Here is a 26,297-nt window from a genome sequence, read left to right as displayed (position 1 = left end):
GACTATTTCAGTACAACATTTGGATCCTGACCAGCCCGCAGCAAGCGATCGGCTGTATTGTGTACACCAAAATCGGCAGCCATATGTGCGCCCAGCGTGCCATGTACGAACATAATCCCAAGAATGAAGATGCCTGCGAGTACATAGCTCCACTGCACCTGCCTGACGTTGTCTTTACGCCAGAGAAACCGCTGAAAGCCTCGCCAGACGGTCATACCAACAATCAGCGCCAGCAGCAACACCCCGCCAACCCCATGCCAGAGCATAGTCTCCATTGCCCCTAGACCCCAGGCGCTTTTCATATCGGCGGGCGGTGTTGCTAGCATGATTTCGTAGAAGCCTGCTGCAACGGTGAAAAAAGTGACGATCGCGGCGGCAAGCATGTTGTACCAGCCCACATCGAAGAAGTTCGATCGCACCGCATCGATTGACAAAAACTTGAGAATCGATCGCTCTAGCGGAAACAGTACTCCTGCAATATCAAAGGCGATCGCGATAATAAACAGCCCTAGCGTGATGTGGACTAAATTTGGATGAATGGGAATGGCGTAAGGCAACCCATTGGCACCCAGTTGATCGCTCACCTGTTGAATCAGTTCTGGTGGATTCATCGCAGCGCTCCGTCTCTGATGGCTTCTACTACAGGCACCGTATGCAGTCCGTAGACCCAGACCAACTTATCACCCAGATACACCTGATAGAAAACTAGGGCACTCAACAGCATCCCTACCCCCAGGAATGATTTGGGTAGCGTTTGTGGATCGCGCGAACGAATGATAAAACGCCATGCCGTAATCGCAGCCAAAATTGCTGACAGCGACCAGCCCAAAAGAGTATGAATGTTAAGCGTCGATCGCGCCGCAGCATACGGTTCTGCCAGACCCGCCTCAACCTGCCCAAACAGCACAGCAATAAAAATGGAAAGTGTGGCAAAAAACAGATTCCACCAGCCCACTTCAAACAAGCGCGTATTGCGAGTTAGTGCGCCTATAACGTCACAGAAGACGGCAAACAGCACCATCGCAATGACAAAGTGAACCACGATCGGGTGAATCGTATCGGGATAAGGAAGGTTGTGGTCATTAAGGGGCGGAAGATACTCAAACATATGCTTCTCCTTGGCGATCGGGGGCAAAATCACCAACTGTGATGGTCACAATGCAATCTCTAAGCTGTGTGAACAGAGTTTCTCATAAACATCCCACACCTGATAGCTATGGTAAGCACAATCTGCTAGTTAGGGCAAAGGACAGAGGGTAGAAGTGGGGAGTGGGGATGAGGAGCAGAGGAAGCAGGGAGAGCGGAGGAAGCGGAAGAGGCAGGGGGAAAGAGTGTTGAGTTAGAGAGCGATCAGCGATCAGCCGTCAACTGCTCAGCTTCCTTCTAAAAACCAATAACCAACAACTTCTTCTGCCTTCTGTCTTCTCTTGCAAAGGCGATCGTGGCTTAAAGGCTAAGCCTTCTGACGGATGGCTTGAACCGAGCGATGTCTGTACATTAAGAACAGTTTTCAGAAATGATTTAGTGCAGCTTTTAGAAACGGTTATGGATGACTTCAAGCTATCGATCGTGATGTTTCTGGTTCAGAGCGGTTTCGTTCTTGGACAAGACTTCTCTATGGATGCCAATGGTGACTTGATTATTGGTAGCCCAGAAACCTTTTCTGCATTGTCAGCGTTTATGGATTCAATCTCTTAACGTTGGCTTGTACACATCCACTGGTGTTCAAGCGTGGTTGGACTTGATGCTGTGCCGCACCCCGTGAGACTATTGCAATTGGTGTCTAAGGGCGAATACGATCGCCTCTTAAGTGTTGTTCAGTTTTAGAGCCGTTGTGTCTCTACTGCAACTGGTGTGTCTAGTCCTACGCGCATTCAAAAGGATGAGTTGCATCATCACGCTAAGTTAAGCAGATCGTAGTGTTTGATGCTGGAGTGCTTGAGTCTGACAATGGCGCTGCTGTAGTTGGTGCATATGCTCAAAGAGTTGCCAGCAATATTGCTCTGGTAAGCCGCACGTTACCGCACCTCGGAGCACCACGTTGAAATACCAATCGTTTGGGGCAAGTTCTTCATTCAGCTTGTCTACAACTATATAGGTGCGCACGTTGGCATACCGCTGATGCTGGCAAGAAACCTCAATAGTTTCACGACGGTAACCACCTGTAGGCACTTCTTCACGCTCGTCTAAGCGATCGCTCAATCGCCACGGCAGAGCATATAAAACACCTTGCACCGCAGAAGTGGGATCGCTGACTACATCCAGTACGCCACAATTTCGGCGAGCCGATCGGCGGTAAAAGCCCAGTCGATAGCCGCTAAGCGTTGCTGCCCCAACCACAAACAGATGCGTACTTTCACCCAGCGTGCGCTTTAGATCTACAGGGCACATGCAGGAACCATAGGCAAAGTAGTAGAACATTGGCTCAGCCACTTGTTGATGCCCTTCAAAGGATGGGTACGTCACATTCTTTGCGGGGCAATTGCTGTTGTCAAAAAGTTCTGCCATACGTTTGAGAAATAATAAGTAACGTCTGAAATCTTTCTAGCTTTGAGGTACTTCTATATTAAAGTATCGTATTCCGATGCGAGAACTGTAGTTTTTGGTAAAGCCTTAGGACGCGTCATCATTAAGCTCAAAAACTTTGAGTATCAGCCTTACTGCGCCCGTTCTAATGCACAAGGCTAGGAGCTGGAACCCTTGATGCAAGTCATGTGGATGAGTCATTGATGACAGCCTCTAGTGAAGTGCTGCTTTTACAAGACTGGCTGTTCTTGTAAGGCTGGGGTTCTAGGCGATAAACGCGTGCCTGCTTGTCTGAGAGGTAAATCCACCGCTGGTTGCCGTTTGAAAACACCACACGCCACCCTGTAACAAGCGCTTCTGTACACATTTCATCCGCTTTCGCTAAACCTAGGCAGCCATCAGGCCAGGTTTTGGGGGTTGCTTCAACTACCTTCAGTTTTGCAGGCGGTATCTTGGTCTGTTTACTTAACGCCTGACGTAGCCGGGTTGCCACCGTGGAGGGCAATTGAACCGTTGCTTGTGGAGGGATGACGGCTAGCACCATTGCTGAGTGCTCTGGCGCGATCGGTCTGCCTTGCGCCCTTTGCGGAAGCAACCCGCCTGTGCCCAAAAATAGGCTTGTGAGCAGGATTGCTCAGCAACATCTGCGGCATAACGTTTGTCGTGTGGCAAGCCACGATCGTGAAGGCATCCACTGCAAGCTTCGGTGTTTCATAGGCACAGTGACATTGGAGCTTTGACGCTAGTTTAAACGAAAGTTAAGCACAAGACTGAAACGAACTTTACGCATTTGCAGTCTGAGCGGTTGTTCCTTGCACCTTATACCAATTTGAATTGAAAAGGTGGCAGATGCATTGCACTTGATCCCTCTCAGGCCCCCTGATCAAGGGGGATGCCGAAGGCAGGGGGATCTTTATCTATCGCGATCGCCAGTGAAACTGGCATTAATACCGATTTAAAGAATGACGGCTACAGATCAATCGGTGGGTAGGGGCAAGGCATTGCCTTGCCCCTACAGGATGTGTCGCATTTTCAATTCAAATTGGTATTAAAATCGTGGGCTAAATAAAATTGACAATTGTTTGCAGGTAGGGACGAACAGACCCCCTTGCCACATTTGGGAGTGAACCTCAGTTGCCCCTGCCAGTTGGGGAAGGAGCGCTTCAAACAGCTCCTGAAACAGCGCCACGGTCAACACGCGTAACCGCCTACTCTGACGGCTGTGCGCCCCTGCGTTTACCGGGTAACAGGAACAAAATCAACGCCTGTCCCAAAGCGATTGCCAGGAGAGACTTTCACAAGCTGAATCCCAACGTTGCGATCGCCGGACGGCAAAAACCGCACGGCTTCTGACGCTCCTGTTGCTGTAAAATCGGGCGATGCCAACGCTTGCTGCACCCCTGAGCGAGTGGGATTGAGCACGATCGCGGCCGCCAGTGCTTTCGTGGCATCATAGGCAGTGGCCGTGCGCCAGTTGACATCCCCACCCCAAAGCCGACGCGACTGACCGGGAAACGAAGACTGTAGATTCCCATCGATATGCCACGGTACTGCCAGCACCATCCCCAACGCCTGTTGTCCACCGACTTCCAGCGTTTTCGGCGCATAGACATCATCCCCTCCTAACAAACTCAGGCGACGCTGATTAACCTGCACGACCTGTAGTGCCTGGTCGAGAGTACCGGTATTAGCGGCTAGCATCAGTAACTTATCCCCTTGTTTCAGCGCCTGATCGACGGCTTGTGCCGCGCTGAAGCTGGGCGCTGACAGATCGAATTCAGCCGACACCTGCCCACCCGAAAGGGCGATCGCCGTGACAAACTCTGCTTTTAACGATTGGCTGTAGGCGCTTTGAGAGTTGAAAAATACGGCTGCTTTCTTGACCTGCAACTGTTTAGCGGCGTAGTCTGCTAACGCTCGTGCCGCCACATAATCACTGGGCACCGTGCGGAACGTATACTTGCCGAAGCCAGACAGCTTTACGGTGGAGCTAATGGGAGAAATACTGACCAGACCACCCGCGTTGTAGACACTTCCCGCGGCTAGCGTCGCATCACTGGCATAATGACCTACGACGCCTAACACTTCAGGCGTCTGCACCAGTGCGTTAGCAATTTGTTTGGCAGTATCAGGGTTATTATCGTCATTGGTAATCACGACCTTGAGAGGGCTTGTTTGGCTCCCGATCGCGCCATTAGTTTCTTGCTGTGCCTGAGCGACACCACGCAAAATTTCTAAACTGCCATTGGGATCAGTGCCAATTGGCACCGCTACGGCGATCGTGTACGAAGGGTTGGCTCCAATACGAGCATTATTCAAATAAATCAACGTTTCGGGTGCATTTCGCGCCTTTTGCAACGCTGATTCAAACAGTGCCGTCGCTTCGCCGTACTGCTTAGCAGCCATTGCCCGCAGACCAGCCTGTTTTGCCTGGGCAAAAGCGGGATTATCGGCTTTGATTTCGGTCTGAACTAGACTGCGTTCACCCTGGCTGATACGATTGTCGAGCGAGACGGTTTCCTGGTTGGTCTGCTGTGTACCCAGCTTTATCCCGGTTTTCGGCATGAACCACCAAAAACCAGCACCTAACAAGCCAGCCGTAAACAAGAATGCCAGCAACAGCGCTGGAGTTTCATTTTTCTGAGACATAAGCGAACCATGCCTGGTTCAAATAAGGGTACCACTTTTGGCAAAGACCCAAATGAAGCGTGCTGTTGGATACAGGGCTGATGCCTTTAAAACTCCGCAACCCGCGGCTTTCCAGACCTGATTCAAGGAAACACAAAGGCTGCCCAAGGATTGTGAATTAAATTTAGGATCGACAAATTACTTGAAGGTAAGGGCGAACGGCCGTTCACCCCTACGAGAAATACCGATGTGATTAACTTCTTGCACCTTAGTTTCTGTAAAGCGAACGACAAGAGCTAAATTGCTACGTCTTAGGGCGCGTCATCAATTAAGCTCAAAAGCCTTGTGCATCAGTCTTACCGCGCCCGTCCTCACAGATAAGGCTAGGGGCTGGAACCCTTGCTGCCAGTTATGTGTACGAGTAATTGATGACAGCCTCTAGCGCTTTAGGAGATTTTTGTTACGTCAGTCTCGTCGAGCGCTTGACTCACAAAGGGAAGTTGCTGCCAAAACCGATTAAAGCTGGGGGGATGAACAATGCGCCAGGCGGCCAGAGTCGCGATCGCCACGATTACCAGAGTCAGCAGATTATAAAAAATGTACGCAGGGCGAATTGTTCGCTGTGGTGAAAGCGGCTTCTTGCTTTGACTGCTTTGGCTTGGGGTTGATCGCATGGGTGGCCGCGTATCTGGCGTTTTGCTAACCGTCGGCGCGACTGCCCCAACCATAAGGCGCATAGCATGCAGTTGGTTTGCTACTACAGGCGGTTTCCGTGCCGTGCGGCTCCACTGCACCAACACAGTCAGCGGCATGCCACAGAGGTTGGGTGTGCCCAGCATGCGCAACCGTTGAATTAAGCCCTGATCGTTAGCAGCAACCACAACTAAATCGTCTGGACGATTACGCGCTAACCCATAGGCGGCTTGAGCCGTGGCGAGCGAGAGCCTGGTTTTTTTGCTCTGTGTGTGCCCTTCACTGGGTTTCAGAGCCGGGTGCTGTGCGATCGACGTGGTCGCTTTCCACCCGCTTTCTGGGAAGAACCGCACAAACTCCCGCGCTGTGCGTTCCTGGGCAGGCTCGATCGCGTGATTGCACAAGAGCTGGATCTCCTCCAGCACGGCTTTTGAGATAAAACATTCTCCAACCCGTGAAAACTCTTGCCAGTGCCTTACACCGCTCGACATAATCGCACTGAGGTCTAACAAAATGAGAAAGGACGGTAAAGCAGCCATGACAGCACCATTAAGGCTAAATCAGGATTGATTCCAACATTGAATAGAAGATGAACTTAGAGGTAGATGCACTAGAAGTATGAAGCTGCGTAACGTTCGTTGCTGAAAGATTGAGAAATGATCCGAGCACAGCGCAGAAGCTTTACGGTATAGGTTTAGATTGCGTCCTAAAGGTGGTTTATGAGCAACTTATCAAGATATCGGGTAGTCTGCACCCTTTCGTTTGGCGATATTTATGGTCAGATTATTGTTTGGTTGATTGTAATCTTTCTTAGCTTGGCTTCGGCATTGGCATTGATGGGAGCCAGTAAGCCAATCTATGCGATCTCTGTCGTTGGCTTAATTTTAGTACTAACCGTACCCTTCTTGCTCTTCGCCTTTGTGACAACCTTGTTGAATCACATTGAGTTGATGTCAATTGACCCAGCAACTGTCAGTCGGAATGTAACGCCTACATCAACAGCGAGTGTGCCCAACCAACGCCCAGCACAGGCGGCGGGATGAGGTGTAAGGAGTGATGGATGAGTGGTGAGCAAGGAGCAGAGGGAAAGAAGTTTTGAGTTTTAGCCTCTAGCCTTATGCCGCCTGCCGTTCTACTCCTCCCTCCTCACTTTTCTAAAGAAGTTCCTTGTCTTTTGGCAGGGAACTTTTTATTTTGGCAGGATAGATGGAGTTATTTCGGATGGCGATCGCACAGCATGATTGAGCATGACGTAATCATTGTGGGTGGTGGATTGGCGGGATCACGAGCCGCCCTGGAAATTATTCGCACCGATCCCACCTTGAATGTGGCAGTAGTGGCGAAGACGCACCCCATTCGATCGCACTCAGTCGCCGCTCAGGGTGGTATTGCAGCATCCCTCAAGAATGTGGACTCTACCGACAGTTGGGAAGCGCATGCGTTTGATACGGTCAAAGGGGCTGATTACCTTGCCGATCAGGATGCGGTAGAGCTTCTCACCCGTGAGGCACCTGATGTGGTCATTGATCTGGAGCACATGGGCGTGCTGTTTTCGCGCCTGCCCGATGGACGCATTGCCCAACGTGCGTTTGGTGGACATGCCCACAATCGCACCTGCTATGCGGCTGATAAAACGGGCCATGCCATTTTGCATGAACTGGTCTGCAATTTGCTGAGTCGCGGTGTCACTATTTATGACGAATGGTACGTGCTGCGACTGCTTTTGGAAGAGGGTCAGGCGAAAGGTGTAGTGATGTATCGCATTGAGGATGGTCAGTTGGCGATCGTCCGTGCGAAAGCCGTCATGTTCGCTACAGGCGGCTATGGGCGAGTCTACAACACCACCTCCAACGATTACGCCTCTACAGGGGACGGACTTTCCATGACGGCACTGGTCGGCTTGCCGTTGGAAGACATTGAGTTTGTGCAGTTTCACCCAACGGGCCTCTATCCAGTCGGGGTGCTGATTTCAGAAGCAGTGCGGGGAGAAGGGGCTTATCTGATTAACAGTGACGGGCGGCGGTTTATGGAAGATTACGCCCCCAGCCGCATGGAACTGGCTCCGCGTGACATTACCTCCAGAGCCATCACCCGCGAGATTCGTGCAGGACGAGGGGTGCATCCCGATGGCACCGCTGGTGGCCCCTGTGTGTATCTGGATTTGCGCCACATGGGGCGAGAAAAGATTATGAGCCGTGTCCCTTTTTGTTGGGAAGAAGCACATCGACTGGTGAATGTAGATGCCGTGACCCAACCAATGCCCATTCGCCCTACCGTGCATTATTCAATGGGCGGCATTCCAGTCAATACAGATGGACAGGTGCGGCGTAGTGCCGATGAACTAGTGGATGGCTTTTTTGCGGCAGGGGAAGCGGCCTGTGTGTCTGTGCATGGGGCGAATCGCCTGGGCAGTAATTCGCTGCTGGAATGCGTGGTGTATGGACGACGCACGGGGGCCGCGATCGCCCAGTACGTTCAGAACCGCAAACTGCCTGAGGTGGATGAAGCCCGCTATCTCAATGAGAGTCGGAGCCAAATTCAAGCCTTGCTCGACCAACCGGGGCAGTATCGCCTGGCAGAAATTCGGCAGGCGTATCAAGATTGCATGACCGACCATTGCGGTGTGTTCCGTACCGAAGCCGTAATGCGCGAGGGCCTGACGAAGCTGAAAGACATTCAACAGCGCTATAGCCAGGTGCGTCTGGATGACAAGGGCAAGCTTTGGAATACCGAAATTACCGAAGCGCTGGAACTCCGTAACCTGATGATTGTGGGTGAGATGATTCTGACCTCTGCTCTAAACCGTCAGGAAAGCCGTGGCTCTCATTCGCGCGAAGACTACCCCGATCGCGATGATGCCAATTTTCTCAAGCACACGCTGACGTATTATTCTCCTGCTGGCATTGATATTAGCTATAAGCCGGTGGTGATCACTCTATTTCAACCCCAGGAACGAAAATATTAGGTTTAAGTGCCTATCTCTCTCTTAGGTCGAATGCCAAAGAACATTTACTGAATTTAGGGTAGGGCAAGTTTGTCTGACTGCAACTCTTGCTCTTTGCTTCTAGATGATTTTTCAGTGGTGCTGATCGTTCTTTTCCGCAAGATGTGCTTACACAGCGTCTAGCAGAATGTCGTGCTGAGGGAAATTTGTTCTAGTGAGTGAGCCGCAAGTGTAAGACATCGCGTTGTCATCACTCGTTGCTTAGACCTCTCATGACATGGCTTTTGCGCTCTCAGTGGTTGAGGTATGCCGTTAGTGCGTTGACCGTTTCCATCGCCTTACTGGTGACACAACTCTTCAACAGTTGGGCGATCGCATCTCCCATTTCGCTACTGGTATGCCTGATTGCGGTGCTGATTAGTGCCTGGTACAGCGGTATTGGGGCTGGATTGACTGCGACAGGCCTGTCGGCTTTGTTTTACAGCTACTGCGCGGTGCAATCCGTAGAGTCGCTCGCGAGTATGACAGACAATTCGGTTGCTTTGGGTCTATTCAGCGTGAGCGGCACCTTGACCAGCTTACTGTGCGGCAAACTTCAGGATACAACCCAGCACCTTGAAGGACGAGAACGCAACGCGATTCAGCAATCAAAACTGTATCAGCGAGCGCAGGAATTTAACACCAGCTTGGAGCGAGAAGTTCAACGGCGCACGGCTCAACTACAGTTGGCATCGGATTTTGAAGCAGCACTCAAACGGATCACGGATAAGGTGCGCGATAGCCTCGATGAAGCCCAGATTCTGCAAACGGTGGTGCAGGAGCTGGGTACCAGTATGGGGGTCAATAGCTGTAACGCTGGACTCTACGATTTGAATGCAGGCACCTCCACGATCGCCTATGAATACAACCCCTCGATCCTGTCCTTTCAAGGTCAGGTGATTCAGATGTCGGACTGCCCAGAACTTTATGCCCAACTGTTGACCGGGCAATATTGCCAGTTTTGCCCCTTGCACATCAGCCCGATGCGAGGACGAGTCGCCATTCTTGCATGCCCCATTGAAGACCATCAGGAAGTATTAGGCGACCTGTGGCTGATTATCGATCGTGATTATGGCTTCAAAGACGTGGATCTGCGGTTAGCGCAGCAAGTAGCGACCCAGTGTGCCATTACCGTCCGTCAGGCCAGACTCTATCGCGCGGCTCAGATGCAGGTTGCCGAATTAGAGAAGCTCAACCAGCTCAAAGACGACTTTTTGAGTACCGTTTCCCATGAACTGCGCACGCCCGTATCAAACATGAAAATGTCGATTCGCATGCTGGAGCTAACGCTAGCGCAACGCAATCCAAACGGACACGCAGACTCTAAACCCGCCCAGTATTTACAGATCTTACGAGACGAGTGCGATCGCGAAATTAAACTCATTAATGATCTGCTGGATTTGCAGCGCCTGGAAGCAGGGTCACATCTTGTCGAATGTGAAATACTTTGGTTGCAGCACTGGCTACCCTCGATCGTTGCCCGCTTTCAAGAACGTGCGCAGAATCGACAACAGACATTGCAAATGTCGCTCATGCCCGATCTGCCTGCTTTGTGGGTTGACTCGGTGAGTCTGGAGCGCATTCTCACCGAACTATTGAACAATGCCTGTAAGTACACTCCCCCTAGTGAAACCATTACGGTCACTGGCAGTCGGACGTCTGGCGGGGTGCAATTGCAGGTCGGGAACACGGGCATTGAACTGACACCCGACGAATTGAGCCATATTTTTGATAAGTTTTATCGGGTGGTGGGCAGCGATCGCTGGAAACAAGGTGGCACTGGGCTAGGGCTGACCCTGGTGCAGAAGTTAGCTGCCCAAATGGGCATGGATCTTCACGTCGAGAGTGCCGCTAACCAAACAGCCTTTACCCTCGTTCTGCCAGATTCAATCCTTGATCCCCAATAGGCTTTGGTTGCCCACGTCACTGATCACTCCGTGCAACCACTGGACTAAAGCATGGATGCTCAAGCTCTGACCCGCTACCTTTACCCCTCCGAACAACGGGTAGTGGTGTGTGTCGATCGAACGGCATTTTAATCCCGGCCTCCAAACCCAGAATAACGGCCTTCAACCGCAGGACAGATGGTGCTGGCGTGGGTTCCTCCAGTTGGGTGAACCAGCTAGAGGAGGTAAGGTCGCCTCAACCCGATTAAACTTCTGCTAGAACAACGCGATCGCTGCCATCGCTGGAGGGTAAGATGCTAAACAAACTACTCCGAGCCGCTGCCATCACTGTTTTGCTTAGCGTTTTGATGCACGAAGGTGTTTTCACCACTCACCGCCCCATAAATGACCAGTCCTTCCCTCAAGCGGCCCTACCGTTAGAACGACGCTGATGCAGAATGGTGGGTGCTAGGGCTGAGTTGGAGTGAGAGATCAAGCGTCAGAACTCAGGAGCCAGCATCAATGTTTATCACTGGATGAAGCAATGGCTTTGATCTTGCACATTACAAGCCGATCACACTGGCAGAAAGCACAGCAGTACGGCGTGTATCTCGCTGGTTCGCTAGAAATAGAAGGCTTTATCCATTGTTCGACTCCCGCACAAGTGGTAGCGACCGCAAATCGGTTTTTTCGTGGTCAGGCGGGACTGGTTCTGTTGTGCATTGAGAGCGATCGTGTTCAGTCTGAAATTCGCTATGAAGCAGTAAATGGCGAATTATTTCCCCATCTTTACGGTGCGCTCAATCTGGATGCTGTGACGCAGGCGATCGACTTTGAGCCGAATGCCGATGGCAACTTTACACTACCGTCAGTATTGCAGAGAATTTTGCAAGAATTGGGTGAGGATATCAATCTGTAGGAACTGAGGGATAACTATGCACAGCATCACACTAAAATCTCATATCGGCAGTGATGGTCTTTTGCAGGTTCATCTACCTGAAATAAGGGATACAGAGATTTAGGTGATTATTGTCTATCAAGCTAGCTTGCCCAAAGATGTTAAAGCGGTAGATCTTTCACAGTTTTACGGCTGCATTCAGGATGACTCATTCTTCAGACACTTTCAACCTGAACGTGAACCTCTGGAATGAACTATTTGCTTGATACCAATGCCTGCATCATCTACCTAAAAGGCAGAAATTTGAGTTTGAAGCAGAGGCTTGAGGCGATTCCGAATCAAGAGATCGCTGTGTGTTCGATCGTCAAAGCGGAACTTTGCTTTGGTGCCATGAAAAGTGCTGATCCAGAACACAACCTTACTTTACAGCACACATTCTTGGCGCAATTTGTCTCGCTGCCTTTTGACGATCTTGTGGCTACAACGTTTGGGGTAATCCGGGCACAGTTAGAAACTAACGGAACACCGATTGGAGCTTATGATTTGCTCATTGCCGCGATCGCTCTGGCAAATAATCTCACCCTAATCACCCACAACACGTGAGAGTTTGGACGGGTAGATGGATTGCAGGTTGAGGATTGGGAGGCTGGGGTGTAAGTGTTCTTCAACCTCACCAGTGGATAAAAACGACTGACAAAGAGAAATCGGAGTTCTGTCAGGAATTACTGTTATGGTCTCAGAAACTCACAAATTAAAGTTGACAGACTACTAGCTCCATCATTAACGTGTTTAGCGTAGCGCTAGCCATCGGAAGTGCGCGATCGCGAATCTGCATAATTACTGCCTCAATCGTTTCAGTGCTTGTTGAGTGCCCTTTTCAAAAGCGCGAATCTCAGTTTCCCAATGCTTAATCAAGCCTTCATCGTGGGAACGATCGCCAGCCTTCCGTCTGCTGGTTGCTGTAAAAATGAAAAAACCAGGTTCCTTAGCGAAACCTGGTATCGATCTAAATGGGGGCAGAGGGACTTGAACCCTCACGACCTTGCAGTCAACGGATTTTCATCCTCTTGCAACTTTCGCTGCTGCCAGCAAGATTTATCTACTGGTTTTGAGAATTGGACTCTCCCTTTACCCTCGACTACACGTTAGGGTAGCTCCCGTCGAGTCTCTGCACCTTCCGAGACAAGAAGTTTTGAGTTTTGAGTTTTGAGTTTTGAGTGAAAGAAGCAGCTCAAAGCACAGAACCTTGGACTCAGCGCTATCATTTCGTCGGCTTGGCTCAGGATTGCCGTGTTGGGATAGGGTGTGGGGTTTAGGGTGTGGGGTGTGGGGCAAACTCGTTTAGACTTCATGCTAAACGCTATCCCTCATCCCTCATCCCTCATCCCTCATCCCTAATTTAGGTTTCCCTGAGTTTGAGAGCGGTCACTTGATCGATTTCTCCATCAAGGCTCAGTTATCTAAGTCCGTTGCGTCTACCATTCCGCCATGCCCCCTTGTTGGCATCACACCTCCATTTGTTTATTCCAACATCAATGGGGGCTTTTATGCAACTAAGCGATCAACGATGTACCGAAAACACGATCGCTCTAAGTCTTTCTGTTAAGCATCCAGGCGATTTCAAGAGAATGTGAAAGTCCGACCAATGTCCTTACTGTCCGCCTGAAATGAGGACATTGGTAGGATAGTCTTTCTCCAGACCGTTCGGTACGGTTTAGTAGGGTCGCTAACGGCTTGTGGTGATGGCTACCTGATTCTACAAAAGGCGGATCTCTGCAAATGAGTGAAATGATGAAGCTCCAGTTTGTTGTTTGCGCTGGGTTTGCCGTGATGATATCCCTGCCAGTTCTCGCGCAACGCCAGTCGTCTCTTCGGCCTGCAACTGACAAGGATATTGTGTTGCCCGCACCACCCACGCCCCAGATGAATCGCCAGCGAGAGGCTGCGATCGCGGCGTATGATCCGGTGATTCGCCTCATTGCACACACTACCTTGATGGACAAACTGGCAGCAGCGGGCAAATTGACCTTCTCTGCATCCCAATCAAAAGCGCTGACAGCCTTGCTCAAAGACCTGTCTGCCCGCAAGGATTTGCCGCCTGCCGCTGCTAAAGAAATTCTGACATCGCTGCGTCACCTGCTGACATCTGACCAAATTAAAGCGGTAGAAACGGCGTGGCAAGAGCGTGACGATGCTCGACGACAGGCAGGAGCGCCGCAAGAAATGGTATTGCCCGATGGTCGCAGAGCACGGTTTGACTCGTCGCGATCGGCCCCTGCCCCTGAGCAGGGTTTGCCGTCTCCACCCCCCGGACAGAGTTTGCCTTCGCCGCCCACTGCTTTACCCACTGCTCCACCTACAGAGGCTCAAGGTGGTATGGATGCTGCGATCGCAGAGGGCAAGCCGTTTAATCCGTTTAATCCCAACGACATTATTGCTGGTAAGGCCGTACAGAATTTGCTCACTCGGTTGAAAGCGCACGCCTAATATCATGCCGAACTTGGAGCTATGAAGGCTGGAGCAGGAAGGCAGAGGACAGAAGGCAAAAGGCAAGATAGTCGATCGCGCGTGCTGAAACGGTACAGAAAAATCCTGATGCTCAAAAATGACGTTGGCGGCAGGCAAGCGGTAGAATGTTGGCAACTGCTCCATCCCCTGCGATTTCTGTCTATGGATATTACAGTTGCGCTTCTATACCTGGTTTTGGCGGGTGCTTTCTTATTAGTCGTTCCGGCTGCACTATACTTTTATTTGAACACTCGCTGGTATGTAGCAAGCTCGTTTGAGCGAGCGTTCATGTACTTCCTGGTTTTTATGTTTTTCCCAGGGCTGCTTCTGCTAGCTCCTTTCCTCAATTTCAGACCCAAACGACGTGAGATTGCAAGCTAAGCGATCAGTCATTGCTACATTTTTATCCTTTTTTCCTTAGCTTCTAGATGCGACGGATTGATGTCCTCGGAATTGGTTTTGGCGTGTTTGCTTCAGGTGGCATTGCCTATCTACTGCTACAGGAGACAGGTCTAGACAGCGTAACGGCAGGCATCTGGACGCAGGTTGCTCTGGTGGGTGGCCTGTTGGGTTGGATTGCGACGTATGCTTTGCGTGCGGTTACTCAAACCATGACCTACAACCAGCAGCTTAAGGACTATGAAGAAGCGGTATTGCAAAAACGGCTAGAAGAGCTGACTCCTGAAGAGTTGGCGAAGCTCCAGGCTGAGATTGCGGCGGAGAAGGGGGAGAGGGAAGAGAAGGGAGAAGGGAGTGGGGAGTTTTAAGTTAAAAGTTTTTAGTTCTGAGGTTTAAGTTGAAGAGTGGTCAGCTATCAGCGGTCAGCGGAGAAGTTTTGAGTTAAATTTGTCTTCCCCTGCTTCCCTAGCTCCTTCCGCATTCCGACTCCCTCTCTCCTACTGCCTCCCGATTCCTGCCTTCTAACAACCAACCACTAACTAACAACCACTTTTCAATGACTTCGATTTCGCAATGCTTTGAAACTCTGCGTGACCATGCTCGCTGTGCGTTGATTCCGTTTATTACGGCAGGTGATCCAGATTTAGAGACGACGGCGGAGGCATTGCGGGTACTCGATCGCAGTGGGGCTGACATTATCGAACTGGGAGTGCCCTATTCAGATCCGTTAGCCGATGGGCCTGTCATTCAAGCCGCCGCGACACGAGCTTTGCAACGAGGGACACGGTTGGATCGGGTGCTAGAGGTGGTGCGATCGGTGAGTCCAACGATCCAAGCGCCGATTGTTTTGTTTACGTACTACAACCCCATCTTAAATCGGGGCATTGATGCCTATTTGCAGCAAATCGCAGCCGCTGGTGTCCGTGGGCTGGTGGTGCCCGACCTGCCTCTGGAAGAAGCCGCAACGTTACTCGGCCCTGCAACGGCACATGGCATTGAGGTGACGCTGCTGATTGCCCCAACGAGCCCTAAAGAACGGCTGATGGCGATCGCGGAGCAGTCGCAGGGCTTTATTTATTTAGTGAGTACGACAGGCGTAACGGGGGTTAGAGCACAGGTACAGGCGCGGGTAAAAGATTTGCTGCTGGAGTTACGCAACGTGACGGACAAACCGATTGGCGTTGGGTTTGGCATTTCGCAACCAGAACATGCCCATCAGGTCATGGAGTGGGGCGCAGATGCGGCGATCGTCGGAAGTGCGTTTGTGAAACGTCTGGCAGATGGTGCGCCGACGCAAGGATTACAGGCGATCGAAACATTTTGCCAAAGCTTGAAAGCGGCCATTGCACCGACGTAGCGCGGTTATTACCAGGTCTGACTTGATGGCTGGAAAAGCTGTGCTGGGTCGGCGTGGCATGCTTTAGCTTGCAAGCTGAAAGAGGCTTTTGGTCAGAGGATGTCTTTTGAACGTAAGTTCGCTAAGTTTATGCATAAACTTAGCGAAAGAAATGATTAAGATTGCTTGCGAAATGAAAAGAATTGTAAACTTTTTGCGGGATTTATGTTTTCCTGGATAATTATAACTGAATTCGGTAAAATCACTGACTTGGGAAAAGTCTTAGTTGCTTCTCAAGACGTTGGTTTATGCACTCCGATATTTCCAGGATGCAGATTGGTAGCCAATTTTCGGCTTTTCTACCGCGTTTGAGCCATCCTGCTGTAGATTGATTCAGGGGTTCGCATCTACGAGTTTGCTTGTATTCTCCAGTTCAGTAGTTATGCTGAACTGCACTTTCGGATGAGCGTGAGGAGTGGGTTTTTGAAGAAACTGCCAAGACTGGGGTATCTCCACGTCTTAGCAGCTTGGGCATTGTTAGGAGGGGTGATCTCTTCGACTTTGCCTGTTGTTGCTGATGACGTAGTAATTTCAAACACTGCTGCGGCCAGGTTTAAAGACAGGCCGGGTGGCCCCGATCGGTCTACGAATTCTAACGCGACGACGTTTACGGCTGCACAAAGTCAGTCAAGCCTAGAGATTGTTAAAACAGCCGATCGCGCGGCGGCTGAGCCAGGCGATACAGTTGTCTACCGCTTGCAAATCAAGAATACGGGCGCAACAACGGTCGCCCCATTGCGGGTTACAGATACGTTGCCCCTGGGTTTGCAGTATGTTGCGAACTCAGCCCGTGCGGCGATCGGAACGGGTGGAAATTCGACCCAGGTGGCGCTTGCAACGCCGACCGTGAGCGGGCGCACCATCACCTTTACCTACCCCACCCTCACGCCACAGCAGACGCTAACGCTCGTGTATGCGGCTCTCCTGACTCCCGACGCCATTCGAGGGACGGGTAGAAACCTGGCAGTAGCGCAGGGGCAGACGGCTACAACGCCTGTTCAGAGCAACACGGCTAGCTACAGGCTGCAAATTCGCCCTGGTATTCTGGCCGATTGCGGCACCATTATTGGGCGCGTGTTTGTGGATAAAAACTTTGATGGTGAACAGCAGCCCGGAGAACCAGGGGTGCCAAACGCGGTCATTTTCATGGATGACGGCAACCGCGTGACGACGGATGCGGCTGGTCTGTTTTCGCTGGCTTACGTGATTTCGGGTACCCGCACTGGCACGCTAGATTTGACGAGCCTGCCGGGTTATATCGTCGCTCCTAACCTGTATCGGATTGAGGCAAATAGTCCATCTCGTCTGGTGCGGTTGGCTCCAGGCTCTACTGTACGAATGAACTTTGCCGTGACACCTAGCTTTAAGGAAGGGGGACGGTAGGATGCGACATGTAACCCTGAGCTTCACCTTGTTAACATCGCTGCTGGGTGCGCTGACCGCGATTGCGCCTGCCCACACTCGTGAATTAGGCCGCACCCCAGTGCGCTCGTCGGTTGAGTCTGTCGCAAACCGCAAGGCAGATGAACACGCTAAAAGTGAGGCTCCCAAGCAGCATTTGGTGGCTCAAACGCCATCTCTTGCGCCAAGCCCTGTTCCGGCTGTGCCTACTCCAACGGATGCTGCTCCCACGGAAACCGGAGTCCGTATTCTGGCACCGCAAGCGGGAACCACGGGTGAGCGATCAACCAGCTTGATTGTGCAATACCCTGCCGCAACGAAGGTGCAGGTCACGCTAAACCAGAAGCCGATCGACCCCGCCATTCAAACGCAGACACAGCCAACCGCTGACAATTTGGTGACGCAGGTCTGGTACAACATTCCTCTGCGGCCGGGTGAGAATACGCTGACCGTGCTGCCGGAAGGGGGTTCCCCGGTTAGTGTGACGGTAACGGCGAAGGAAGCAACCGCGCGTCTGGAGTTTTTGCCCACCAGTGATCCGCGTGTTCCCGCTGATGGGCGATCGTCCGTCACGGTGGAAGGGCAGATTACCGATGAAGCGGGTCAAATCCTTTCTCAGGATGCAGTGGTTACTCTGACCGCCAGCGCGGGTAAGTTTATTGGCGTGGATCAAGATACCGAACGTCCCGGTTTTCAGGTGCTCGCGCAGGGTGGCAAATTCAAGGCCCAGCTTCAGGCCAACCTGGCACCGCAGAAAGTGCGCATCCGGGCGGCTGTTGATCTACGGGAGGCTAAGCCATCTCAGGCTGATGACTCGTCCGCTAACCGTCCGCTGCCGCCGATTCAACGAGCCAACGATGGGCGATCGCGCTCTGAACCTGTGCTCACTCCTGCACCACTGGCACCACTGGCAGGGATTTCGCCCCAACTTCCAGTCTTAGAGGCATACACCCAGGTTGAGTTCATCACCAATCTGCGCCCGTTCATTATGTCGGGGTCGGTCAACTTTCGACTTGGCGCACCTGGCACGGACTATTACGGCAGCTTTCGAGATTTTCTGAGCCTCGATCGCATCAACGATGGGTCGCCCCGCTTTGACTTTGGAGCTGCTGCCTTTGCAACGGGTCGGCTGGGCGAATGGCTTTTTACGGGTGCCTTCAATAGCCAGCGTCCGCTAAACCAGACCTGCGATGGCACCACGAATCTATTTCGCAATACCCAGGAGTGCGATCAGGTTTATCCGGTCTACGGCGATAGCTCCACAACGGACTACCTGACCCCTTCGATCGATAGCGTCTACCTGAAACTGGAGCGCACGTCAAAGGTGCCTGGAGCCGGATCGGACTTCTTCATGTGGGGCGATTACAGCACCCCAGAGTTGGCTACGGCATCGCAATACTACACAGCAACGAACCGCCAACTGCACGGCTTTAAGGCCAACTACAACCTGGGCAATTTTCAGATTACGGGCTTCTACGCCAACAATCTGGAGGGCTTCCAGCGTGATTCCTTTACGCCGAATGGCACCAGCGGCTACTACTACCTGTCGCGGCGGTTGGTGAAGTCGGGCAGTGAACTGGTGTTTTTGGAAACCGAGGAACTGGGTCGCCCCGGTACTCTTGTTGAGCGCAAGCAACTCTTTCAAGGGCAAGACTACGAATTTGATTACGATCGCGGTTCCCTGTTGTTTCGTCGCCCCGTTCAAACTACTGAGTTTGACCTGTTTGGGCGTACGCTCATCCGCCGGATTGTGGTCACGTACCAATATGAAGGGACGAGCAAAGACACCAGCCTCTACTCAGGGCGGGTGCAGTACAACCTTGCCCGTACACCGGGTGCGGAAAGCTGGTTTGCCGCTAGCTACCTGAACGAAAACCAGGGCGATCGCACCTTTGCGCTGTTTGGCCTAGATGCTCTGATTCCGTTGGGTAAGGATGCCAAGCTCATTGCGGAATACGCGCGATCAACCAACGATTCCATCTTTCGCAACACGATTCGCGGCAATGCCTATCGGCTGGAACTGAACGGCAAGTTGGCACCAGGTATTCTGGCGCGTGCCTACTACCGATCGGTCGAAGAAAACTTTGCGAACGATGCCACATTTAGCTTTACACCGGGGCAAACCAACTATGGTGCCGAAGTAGCGGCGAAGGTGTCTCGCTCAACCAGCCTGTTGCTTCAGTTCGATCGTGAAGTGAACTTTGGCATTGCGACTGCCGTTACGGGGTTGACCTCGGTGACGACGAACGGGTTGACCGACCTGTTTAATCCCAGCAAAGACCCGGTTCCCGGCACGCGGGTGGATAACAGCGTGACGACGGTGCGCTTTGGCGTGCTGCAAAAGTTGGGCATTGCGGAAGTAGGGTTTGATTTTGTCAATCGCACCCGCACCGATCGCATCGATCCAAATTTGCTGGATCAGGGCAGCAGTCAGTTTGTCTCCCGGTTAAATGTGCCAATCACGCAAACGCTGCTGTTTCGTGCCCAAAACGAAACCAATGTGGGCACCCCCGACCCGCTCTACCCCAATCGCACAACGGTAGCGCTGGATTGGGCGGTGATGCAGGGTGTGACGCTACGACTGGCCCAGCAGTTTCGGGATGAAACGAGCATCTACCGCACCAACTCAGTTACGAGTCTGGATACGATCGTCGATCAGCGCCTCACGGAAAACACGTCCTTTACCGGGCGCTACTCGATCCTGACAGGCGCAAACGGCTTGACCAATCAGGGCGCGATCGGGCTGAACCACCGTCTGAAGCTGGCTCCCGGACTACGAGCCACGATCGGCTATGAGCGTATCTTTGGGGATATTTTTGCCTATACCACCGCAGGCCAGCAATTTGCTCAGCCCGTCGCTGTAGGTCAAAGTGCCGCGTCGCTGGGCATCACGGGTGGCGACAGCTACAGCATTGGGTTGGAATATTTAGACAACCCCAACTTCAAAGCGACGGGACGCTATGAGTACCGCACTTCCAAAGCTGGGAACAACACGGTTATCTCTGCGGGCGCGGCTGGAAAACTGTCGCCTGCCTTAACCGCTTTGGGACGCTATGAGCAGGGCAATTTTGCGAATCAACTGCTGACCGGATCGGGTCTGGGCGACACAATTAACCTCAAGGTAGGTCTGGCCTACCGCGACCCCAGCAGCGATAAGTTTAACGCTCTGTTCCGCTACGAATACCGTCAGAACCCGTCCTACATCCCAGATACGCTTCTGTTCAACAGCGGGACAGGCTCTACGGTCAATCTGTTTGCGCTGGAAGCTATCTATGCGCCCAACTATCGCTGGGAGTTTTATGGCAAGTTTGCGCTACGGAGCACCAAATCCTATCTCGCCAAAGATCTGTTGGGCACTAACTCCATTACCCTGGCACAGTTGCGTACTAGCTACCGCCTGGGCTATCGGTGGGATGTGGCGGGTGAAGTCCGTTGGATTGGGCAACCTGATAGCGGGTATCAAGAGGTGGGGTTTGTGGCTGAAATTGGCTACTACGTCACGCCAAATTTACGAGTCGCAGCGGGCTACAGCTTTGGTGATGCTCAGGATCGAGACTTTGGCGATCGCGATCGCGGTGGCTTCTTTGTCGGTCTGAGCCTGAAGCTTGACCAACTCTCTGACATCTTTGGCTTCAAACGCAATGCAGCCCCACCGCAGCAGCAGGAGTCAGTTGTGAAGCCCGTAGCAGACGCGTCTGTGGCTCCAGCAGCAACTTCCGATGGAGGAGCAGGGAAATGAAGCAGCATCAGAATGGCATGAAGCAGCAAAAGGTTGGGGATGGGGTGTTGGGTGCCGGGTGTCGGGTGTCAGGTGTGTCAGTGATGGCTGCCGCTTTGCTGGTGTCTGGTGCCCATCTGTCACTTGCACAAACGCCTACTGTACCCGCTTCTTCCTCTGTACGGGTGACGGTGAATAGCGATCAGGATGGGGTGCAGGCGGATGAATTTTTGACGCTGCGGGAGGCGATCGCGATCGTCAACGGCACCCTACCGCTAGACAAGCTTTCGCCAACCGAACAGGCACAGGTTGAAACACTCACAGGCGATGCGCGATCGCAGATTGCCTTTAAGCTGCCGCAGGGTCAAACCACCATTCGGTTAGTAGACGTACTCCCTGCCCTTCAGCGTCCAGGACTGGTAATTGACGGCACGACACAACCAGGCTATCAGGCGGACAAATCTGCCATTAACGAACTGCCCATGCCTGTGCCCGTAGTGGCGATCGTGCCTGCTGATGGGAAAGAAGTCTTTCGGGGACTCACCGTTGCGGCAGATGGCATTACCATTCGCGGCCTGAGCCTCTACGGTTTCACCTCCACCCATCAAGCAACGGCCTCCACGCCACCTGCCGATATTTTCATCACTCATCGGCTGCCCCCACCCGACATTAGCAAACGTCCCACGCCTGCGAACTTTGCGCCGTACTACAAGGACGACGTGCCCGCGCAGAATGTGGTGATTGAGAACAATTGGTTGGGAATCGCACCGACCATTCGGGAGTCGGGAGTCGGGAGTCGGGAGCTGGGAGTTGGCACTAACTCAACACTCTCAACTCAAAACTTAGAACTTGGAGCGCAAAGCGCCCCTCGTTCTGCCTTTGGCGTATCTGTGTTTAGTGGCATGGGCACCACCGTTCGTCGCAACTGGATTGCGGATCATGATGGCAGTGCCATTATTACTTCAGTTCACGCTGAGAACTTGCAAATTACTGAGAACGTGATCATTGGTAACGGGGTTGCTGGAATGCCGGATGCCATTCGGCTGGAAGGGGCTGTCAATCAATCACAGGTGACGGGCAATCTGATTTGCGCGAATGATGGCAGCGGGGTCTATCTTTTTAAGCCCAGCGGGGCTGTAGCGATTAAGGATAACCAGATTATCTTCAACGGCAGACGATTGCGGCGAGCAGCGGTTTACCTGATGGGCAGCAACCATCAAGTGACGGGCAACCAGATTCGCTATCAAACGGGACCCGGTGTGGTCGTTGCAGCCTACCCACCTAGCCACCAAAACCAAATTGAGGCCAATCGGTTTTCTAACCTGGAAGGGCTGAGCATCGATCTGGTGACGCAGCAGGGTACGGGTGTTTACGGCTATGCTGATCCGGTGATTCCTGCGGGGACAGGTGTGTATGACTATCAGCGGGGTGATGGGGTCAATCCGCCGCGAGATACCCCCAATCGTCGTCAGGAAACAGGAAACGGTGCCATTAACGCGCCCCAGTTTGCCAGCAAAGAGTTTTTTATTCTAGATGCCGCAGCGGCGAAGCCCTCAGTGCAAGTCTCTGGCAAGGCAGATCCCGGCTCTAAAGTTGAGCTGTATCAGGTGATGGGTCAGGCGGATGGGATTGGGGCATTGAGTGAGCCGATCGCTACGACTGAAACGGACGCAAAGGGCAACTTCAGCACGTCGATCGCTGTGGCTCCAGGGCAACAAATCAGCGCGATCGCCACTGATCCGCGCTACGGCACCTCCGAACCCGCTCGTCTTGCGGTCGTACGATCGCTCCTTCCCTATGTCTCCCCTGCTCCCCCTACTCCCCAGCCTCTTACCTCTCCACCTCGTTGCACGACTCCGGTGGCACAGCAGCCCCCTGTACCCGAACCGCCCCCCAAAGTCGTTCGTCTGACGGTGCCCAGAAACATTCACTTTGCGCTGGATAAGTCTACGATCATCCCTGCTACAGCGAAAGTGCTTGATCGCATTGCGCAAGTGCTGGTTGAGAATCCCTACATTTTGGTCACCATTGAAGGCCACACCGATCCTCGCGCCACGGACGCGTATAACCTGGCCCTGGGCGAACGACGGGCGATCGCGGCACGTAACTACCTCCTACGTCGAGGCATTGCACCAGAACGAATGACCATCCGATCACTGGGTGAACGACGACCCATTGCGGGCGGCAATACCCGTCTGGATTACGCCCGCGATCGCCGTGCCGAGTTTATCTACCGGGATGCCAGAGACATTGAGGTCATCATCCAGGAACAAGATCTACAGATTGAACCATGACCCAACCCACCATGCGCCAACCTGCGATCGTGCCAATCTTGCTTGCATTGTTTTCCCTGATTTTGTGTGAGGTTTGATGAACCGCCCTCTAAAACGCTTTCTCTCCCTCTCCTCTGTGAGCCTGCTCCTCGGTTCCCAGACCCTGATGCCCTCACAGCCTGCCCAAGCTCAGACATCGCTTGGTGCAAGCGGTTGCCCTGCTGGCACGATTGAATCTCCTTCAACGAACCTCGTGGCCAATAGCACCTTCACTATCTCCCCGGGCGCTGTGGGTCCACTGGCTCCTAACAATCCGGCTAGTTTCACCAGTACAACGCCTTACCGGGGAGACGGAGTATACCCCAGCGATGATGTCGGCGGTCTTTCAATTCAAAACGGCCCGCTTACCGATCCCACTACGCCTGCCGTGGTAAATGGTCGGGGTGTTACAGCAGCCGAAGCTCTCCGGGCCAATGTGGGCAACGCCCCCATCAATACCTACCTTTATTCCAACCCGAATGCCAGCGCAGCTACACCTGGTGTTCCTCAATCGGCATTCCCAAATCCGATCGTGTGGCGACAAACGGTGACCAATCTCACGCCAAATACAACGTACAACTTTAAGGGTCTCTTCTTTAACCTACTGGTCAATACAGGTGCACCGGGTAGTAATGGGGTGCCGCCCCAGATCCGTCTCCAAGTAAGCGCCGATGCAACTGGCACAACTTTTATTCAACCCACAACAACCTTGGGGGTTGGGGATGGCTCCCTTGTTCCAGGCTTTCCTACAATTGCGAATACGCGTCAAGCCTGGATTCCGACCCAGTTTGCCTTCACGACAGGGCCAGCTCAGACAAGCGCCATTGTGCAAATTTTGGACGAGGCAAACAACACCTTTGGGGACGACTTTGGTTTCACGGCGCTGAGTATCCGGCAGTGCGTCCCTAACACCCCACCATTGGGGGTTTCAAAACAAGCAGGTACCCCAACCCAAAACGCCGACGGGACTTACACGATTCCCTACACCATTACTGTGCGGAACTTTGGGCAGGCAGGTCAATCGCCCCAGCTTGACCTCTTTAATCTGCAATTGACGGATAATCTGGCGCAAACGTTTGCGGCGGCAACGCTGAATTCTGTCACCAACATTCAAAGTGCAACTCTATCGGTAAATACGGGTTTCAACGGTAGCAGTAACCAGAATTTATTGCAGGGAACTGACACACTCGCGGCAGGAGCTACCGCCACTGTCACATTTAGTGTGAATATTACGCCGGGAACCGGTGCAAATGGCCTCGGCCCATTTAATAACACAACGACGGCGACGGCGACCAATCAACTCGGATCGCCTGTGAGTGACCAGTCGAACGATGGTGCGAATGCTGACCCGGATAATGATGGCAATCCTGGTAATAACAACACTCCAACGTCTGTTTCTCTGACACCAGCCGGTAGTACTGGGTCTGGTGCCTTCCGGTTGATCAAGCGGATTACAAACGTTGTGCGCAATGGGTCAGTCTTGAGTGGCGTGAATTTCAGTAGCTTTGTGGATGGCACAGGTAATGATGACAATGCGGCCGGCTTTACCCAACTGCAACCCGGCAGTGCGCCGATCGGTCAAATTAACCTGGATCCCAACATAACGAAACTTCAGAGTGGCGATGATGTAGAGTATACGGTTTACTACCTGTCGGATGGGACGGGAACTGCGATCGGGGTCAGCATTTGTGATCCCATCCCGCTAGGAACATCGCTGATTGCAAATTCGGCTCAGCTACGGCGTAACAACGGTGCAATCTTAACTGCTGGCACTGTGTTTGCTCCGCTCGCGCCGCTGCCCGCAGGCAATACCTGCCCCGATGCCAACAATCAAAATGGCACACTGATTTTTGACCTGGGCGATATTCCCAACACGGCTGGCAGCAACTTTGGGCTAGTGCGCTTCCGGGTCAGAGTCAATTAGAGGTAGAAACAGCTTCGTTATGGGTTCTCGTTAGTCGCAATCCGATCGCCCATTGACAGCCCCTTTCTTGCTAGCCTGATCAGAAGTATGCAGGCAAGACTAATGAAGCGCTACTGGAACGTGTTGCAATTATTTTGGGCAACGGCGATCGCGGCAGAACTGGAATATCGACTGAACTTTCTGTTGGCGGCACTCAGCAGTCTGGGTGGGCTGGCGGGCAGTTTGTTTGGCCTGTTTCTGTTTTACCAAACGGGGTATTCCTTTCAAAACTGGAGTTGGGATCAAGCGCTGGTTGTGCTGGGCGTGTTTACCATCCTGCAAGGCTTTTCTAGCACCTTCCTGGCACCTAATCTAAATCGCATTGTGCGCCATATTCAGCAGGGTACACTCGATTTTGTGCTGCTAAAGCCGATTAGCTCACAGTTCTGGCTTTCGGCGCATACACTATCGCCCTGGGGTCTGCCCGATATGGTGTTTGGACTGTTTGTGGTGGGCTATGCGGGGGCAAAGCTAGGCTTGCACACGCGTGATTATGTGTTGAGCCTGGTACCGATCGGCTTTGGGTTTCTCATTCTCTATAGCCTGTGGTTCATGCTGGGCGCGATGAGCATCTGGTTCGTCAAAATCTACAACGTGACGGAAGTGCTGCGGGGCTTGCTGGAAGCGGGACGTTACCCGATGGTGGCATACCCAACGGCGTATCGGTTTTTCTTTACGTTTGTCGTTCCGGTTGCGTTTTTGACGACTGTTCCCGCAGAAGTGATTCTAGGTCGTGGAGAATGGGGTTGGACGCTAGCAGCAGGCTTGTTGGCGATCGCGCTGCTCTTTGCGTCTGCTGCGTTTTGGCGGTTTGCGCTGCGATTCTACACAAGTGCGTCGAGTTAAGGTTGAAGCTGGGAAACAGGCAGCAGGGATGATCAGTGGCTTCGCCAGTTGCCCTTCATATACGCCTAAATCTTCTACCAAATTAAATTGGGTAGTCCTAAAGGTGTAAGGATAGCTAACCTCTAGCTTGAGCAGGGTAA

23 protein-coding genes are annotated in these 26,297 nt (G+C 52.5%); 15 read left to right on the top strand and 8 right to left on the bottom strand.

From position 1 onward, the window contains the following. Positions 1 to 2: 2 nt before the first annotated feature. Both AC5JLP_RS21400 and AC5JLP_RS21395 read right to left on the bottom strand, forming a co-directional pair. Positions 3 to 611, bottom strand: coding sequence for a DUF2231 domain-containing protein (locus AC5JLP_RS21400; RefSeq protein ID WP_496069978.1), 609 nt, complete (start codon positions 609 to 611; stop codon positions 3 to 5). Then, positions 608 to 1,108: a DUF2231 domain-containing protein gene (locus tag AC5JLP_RS21395; protein WP_496069977.1), complete on the bottom strand. Its 501-nt coding sequence runs from the start codon at positions 1,106 to 1,108 to the stop codon at positions 608 to 610. The genes AC5JLP_RS21400 and AC5JLP_RS21395 overlap by 4 nt, the downstream gene beginning before the upstream one ends. A gap of 437 nt (positions 1,109 to 1,545) precedes the next feature. Between AC5JLP_RS21395 and AC5JLP_RS21390 the strand changes: the two genes are divergently transcribed. Then, the gene (locus AC5JLP_RS21390; RefSeq protein WP_496069976.1) at positions 1,546 to 1,698 is read left to right on the top strand and encodes a hypothetical protein; all 153 of its coding nucleotides are present in this window, start codon (positions 1,546 to 1,548) and stop codon (positions 1,696 to 1,698) included. Positions 1,699 to 1,905: 207 nt separating this feature from the next. On the opposite strand, the gene AC5JLP_RS21385 is transcribed toward AC5JLP_RS21390, so the two are convergent. The 4 genes from AC5JLP_RS21385 to AC5JLP_RS21370 form a co-directional block, all read right to left on the bottom strand. Then, positions 1,906 to 2,508, bottom strand: a complete 603-nt coding sequence (locus tag AC5JLP_RS21385; RefSeq protein WP_496069975.1) for a gamma-glutamylcyclotransferase family protein — start codon at positions 2,506 to 2,508, stop codon at positions 1,906 to 1,908. A gap of 202 nt (positions 2,509 to 2,710) precedes the next feature. Then, positions 2,711 to 3,121, bottom strand: a complete 411-nt coding sequence (locus tag AC5JLP_RS21380; protein ID WP_496069974.1) for a DUF8738 domain-containing protein — start codon at positions 3,119 to 3,121, stop codon at positions 2,711 to 2,713. 641 nt (positions 3,122 to 3,762) lie between these two features. Next, positions 3,763 to 5,175 carry an ABC transporter substrate-binding protein gene (locus AC5JLP_RS21375; RefSeq protein WP_496069973.1) on the bottom strand — a complete coding sequence of 471 codons (1,413 nt, stop codon included), beginning with the start codon at positions 5,173 to 5,175 and terminating at the stop codon, positions 3,763 to 3,765. Positions 5,176 to 5,600: 425 nt separating this feature from the next. Further along, positions 5,601 to 6,386, bottom strand: a complete 786-nt coding sequence (locus AC5JLP_RS21370; RefSeq protein WP_496069972.1) for a PIN domain-containing protein — start codon at positions 6,384 to 6,386, stop codon at positions 5,601 to 5,603. A 180-nt stretch (positions 6,387 to 6,566) separates the two neighbouring features. Here AC5JLP_RS21370 and AC5JLP_RS21365 point away from each other — a divergent pair, with 180 nt between their 5' ends. The 3 genes from AC5JLP_RS21365 (at position 6,567) to AC5JLP_RS21355 (ending at position 10,737) form a co-directional block, all read left to right on the top strand. Next, positions 6,567 to 6,890, top strand: a complete 324-nt coding sequence (locus AC5JLP_RS21365; RefSeq protein WP_496069971.1) for a hypothetical protein — start codon at positions 6,567 to 6,569, stop codon at positions 6,888 to 6,890. 74 nt (positions 6,891 to 6,964) lie between these two features. Further along, positions 6,965 to 8,812 carry a succinate dehydrogenase/fumarate reductase flavoprotein subunit gene (locus AC5JLP_RS21360; protein ID WP_496069970.1) on the top strand — a complete coding sequence of 616 codons (1,848 nt, stop codon included), beginning with the start codon at positions 6,965 to 6,967 and terminating at the stop codon, positions 8,810 to 8,812. A 251-nt stretch (positions 8,813 to 9,063) separates the two neighbouring features. After that, entirely contained in the window at positions 9,064 to 10,737 is a 1,674-nt protein-coding gene (locus AC5JLP_RS21355; protein WP_496069969.1) for a sensor histidine kinase, read from the top strand. A gap of 244 nt (positions 10,738 to 10,981) precedes the next feature. Here AC5JLP_RS21355 and AC5JLP_RS21350 read toward each other — a convergent pair whose 3' ends face one another. Beyond that, the gene (locus AC5JLP_RS21350; protein WP_496069968.1) at positions 10,982 to 11,104 is read right to left on the bottom strand and encodes a hypothetical protein; all 123 of its coding nucleotides are present in this window, start codon (positions 11,102 to 11,104) and stop codon (positions 10,982 to 10,984) included. Between the two features lie 156 nt (positions 11,105 to 11,260). Here AC5JLP_RS21350 and AC5JLP_RS21345 point away from each other — a divergent pair, with 156 nt between their 5' ends. Next, positions 11,261 to 11,635, top strand: a complete 375-nt coding sequence (locus tag AC5JLP_RS21345) for a DUF952 domain-containing protein (protein WP_496069967.1) — start codon at positions 11,261 to 11,263, stop codon at positions 11,633 to 11,635. Positions 11,636 to 11,863: 228 nt separating this feature from the next. Further along, positions 11,864 to 12,217, top strand: a complete 354-nt coding sequence (locus AC5JLP_RS21340; protein ID WP_496069966.1) for a PIN domain-containing protein — start codon at positions 11,864 to 11,866, stop codon at positions 12,215 to 12,217. A gap of 542 nt (positions 12,218 to 12,759) precedes the next feature. Here the strand turns inward: AC5JLP_RS21340 and AC5JLP_RS21335 are convergent. Then, positions 12,760 to 12,966 carry a hypothetical protein gene (locus tag AC5JLP_RS21335; RefSeq protein ID WP_496069965.1) on the bottom strand — a complete coding sequence of 69 codons (207 nt, stop codon included), beginning with the start codon at positions 12,964 to 12,966 and terminating at the stop codon, positions 12,760 to 12,762. A gap of 427 nt (positions 12,967 to 13,393) precedes the next feature. On the opposite strand from AC5JLP_RS21335, the gene AC5JLP_RS21330 reads away from it, so the two are divergent. The 9 genes from AC5JLP_RS21330 to AC5JLP_RS21290 all read left to right on the top strand — a co-directional run bounded on the left by AC5JLP_RS21330 (position 13,394) and on the right by AC5JLP_RS21290 (position 26,157). Beyond that, the gene (locus AC5JLP_RS21330; protein WP_496069964.1) at positions 13,394 to 14,101 is read left to right on the top strand and encodes a hypothetical protein; all 708 of its coding nucleotides are present in this window, start codon (positions 13,394 to 13,396) and stop codon (positions 14,099 to 14,101) included. A gap of 183 nt (positions 14,102 to 14,284) precedes the next feature. After that, complete coding sequence (gene ndhL, locus AC5JLP_RS21325) at positions 14,285 to 14,503, top strand: NAD(P)H-quinone oxidoreductase subunit L (RefSeq protein WP_496069997.1); 219 nt, start codon at positions 14,285 to 14,287, stop codon at positions 14,501 to 14,503. Between the two features lie 47 nt (positions 14,504 to 14,550). Then, a complete protein-coding gene (locus tag AC5JLP_RS21320) occupies positions 14,551 to 14,889 on the top strand; it encodes a DUF3007 family protein (protein ID WP_496069963.1) in 339 nt (112 codons plus the stop codon). A 188-nt stretch (positions 14,890 to 15,077) separates the two neighbouring features. Further along, the gene (trpA, locus tag AC5JLP_RS21315) at positions 15,078 to 15,878 is read left to right on the top strand and encodes a tryptophan synthase subunit alpha (protein ID WP_496069962.1); all 801 of its coding nucleotides are present in this window, start codon (positions 15,078 to 15,080) and stop codon (positions 15,876 to 15,878) included. Between the two features lie 462 nt (positions 15,879 to 16,340). Further along, positions 16,341 to 17,300 carry an isopeptide-forming domain-containing fimbrial protein gene (locus tag AC5JLP_RS21310; protein WP_496069961.1) on the top strand — a complete coding sequence of 320 codons (960 nt, stop codon included), beginning with the start codon at positions 16,341 to 16,343 and terminating at the stop codon, positions 17,298 to 17,300. A gap of 1 nt (position 17,301) precedes the next feature. Continuing rightward, entirely contained in the window at positions 17,302 to 21,057 is a 3,756-nt protein-coding gene (locus AC5JLP_RS21305; protein WP_496069960.1) for a hypothetical protein, read from the top strand. Beyond that, positions 21,054 to 23,330, top strand: a complete 2,277-nt coding sequence (locus AC5JLP_RS21300; RefSeq protein ID WP_496069959.1) for an OmpA family protein — start codon at positions 21,054 to 21,056, stop codon at positions 23,328 to 23,330. Before AC5JLP_RS21305 ends, AC5JLP_RS21300 begins: the two co-directional genes overlap by 4 nt. A gap of 268 nt (positions 23,331 to 23,598) precedes the next feature. Next, positions 23,599 to 25,272, top strand: coding sequence for a hypothetical protein (locus AC5JLP_RS21295; RefSeq protein ID WP_496069958.1), 1,674 nt, complete (start codon positions 23,599 to 23,601; stop codon positions 25,270 to 25,272). 102 nt (positions 25,273 to 25,374) lie between these two features. Further along, a complete protein-coding gene (locus AC5JLP_RS21290) occupies positions 25,375 to 26,157 on the top strand; it encodes an ABC transporter permease (protein WP_496069957.1) in 783 nt (260 codons plus the stop codon). Positions 26,158 to 26,297: the final 140 nt, after the last annotated feature.

The sequence above is a fragment of the Stenomitos rutilans genome (assembly GCF_059505485.1).
Note: the sequence above shows the minus strand (reverse complement) of the source record. Positions and strands in the feature narration are given on the sequence as shown.

Excerpts from the sequence above, each read along its gene's own strand:
- AC5JLP_RS21370 (WP_496069972.1), bottom strand. The coding sequence starts at position 6,386 with ATGGCTGCTTTACCGTCCTTTCTCATTTTGTTAGACCTCAGTGCGATT.
- AC5JLP_RS21355 (WP_496069969.1), top strand. The coding sequence starts at position 9,064 with ATGACATGGCTTTTGCGCTCTCAGTGGTTGAGGTATGCCGTTAGTGCG.
- AC5JLP_RS21375 (WP_496069973.1), bottom strand. The coding sequence starts at position 5,175 with ATGTCTCAGAAAAATGAAACTCCAGCGCTGTTGCTGGCATTCTTGTTT.
- AC5JLP_RS21305 (WP_496069960.1), top strand. The coding sequence starts at position 17,302 with ATGCGACATGTAACCCTGAGCTTCACCTTGTTAACATCGCTGCTGGGT.
- AC5JLP_RS21320 (WP_496069963.1), top strand. The coding sequence starts at position 14,551 with ATGCGACGGATTGATGTCCTCGGAATTGGTTTTGGCGTGTTTGCTTCA.
- AC5JLP_RS21340 (WP_496069966.1), top strand. The coding sequence starts at position 11,864 with ATGAACTATTTGCTTGATACCAATGCCTGCATCATCTACCTAAAAGGC.
- ndhL (WP_496069997.1), top strand. The coding sequence starts at position 14,285 with ATGGATATTACAGTTGCGCTTCTATACCTGGTTTTGGCGGGTGCTTTC.
- AC5JLP_RS21400 (WP_496069978.1), bottom strand. The coding sequence starts at position 611 with ATGAATCCACCAGAACTGATTCAACAGGTGAGCGATCAACTGGGTGCC.
- AC5JLP_RS21300 (WP_496069959.1), top strand. The coding sequence starts at position 21,054 with ATGAAGCAGCATCAGAATGGCATGAAGCAGCAAAAGGTTGGGGATGGG.
- AC5JLP_RS21330 (WP_496069964.1), top strand. The coding sequence starts at position 13,394 with ATGAGTGAAATGATGAAGCTCCAGTTTGTTGTTTGCGCTGGGTTTGCC.
- trpA (WP_496069962.1), top strand. The coding sequence starts at position 15,078 with ATGACTTCGATTTCGCAATGCTTTGAAACTCTGCGTGACCATGCTCGC.
- AC5JLP_RS21335 (WP_496069965.1), bottom strand. The coding sequence starts at position 12,966 with ATGAAGTCTAAACGAGTTTGCCCCACACCCCACACCCTAAACCCCACA.
- AC5JLP_RS21390 (WP_496069976.1), top strand. The coding sequence starts at position 1,546 with ATGGATGACTTCAAGCTATCGATCGTGATGTTTCTGGTTCAGAGCGGT.
- AC5JLP_RS21360 (WP_496069970.1), top strand. The coding sequence starts at position 6,965 with ATGCCGCCTGCCGTTCTACTCCTCCCTCCTCACTTTTCTAAAGAAGTT.
- AC5JLP_RS21385 (WP_496069975.1), bottom strand. The coding sequence starts at position 2,508 with ATGGCAGAACTTTTTGACAACAGCAATTGCCCCGCAAAGAATGTGACG.
- AC5JLP_RS21365 (WP_496069971.1), top strand. The coding sequence starts at position 6,567 with ATGAGCAACTTATCAAGATATCGGGTAGTCTGCACCCTTTCGTTTGGC.
- AC5JLP_RS21345 (WP_496069967.1), top strand. The coding sequence starts at position 11,261 with ATGGCTTTGATCTTGCACATTACAAGCCGATCACACTGGCAGAAAGCA.
- AC5JLP_RS21290 (WP_496069957.1), top strand. The coding sequence starts at position 25,375 with ATGAAGCGCTACTGGAACGTGTTGCAATTATTTTGGGCAACGGCGATC.
- AC5JLP_RS21395 (WP_496069977.1), bottom strand. The coding sequence starts at position 1,108 with ATGTTTGAGTATCTTCCGCCCCTTAATGACCACAACCTTCCTTATCCC.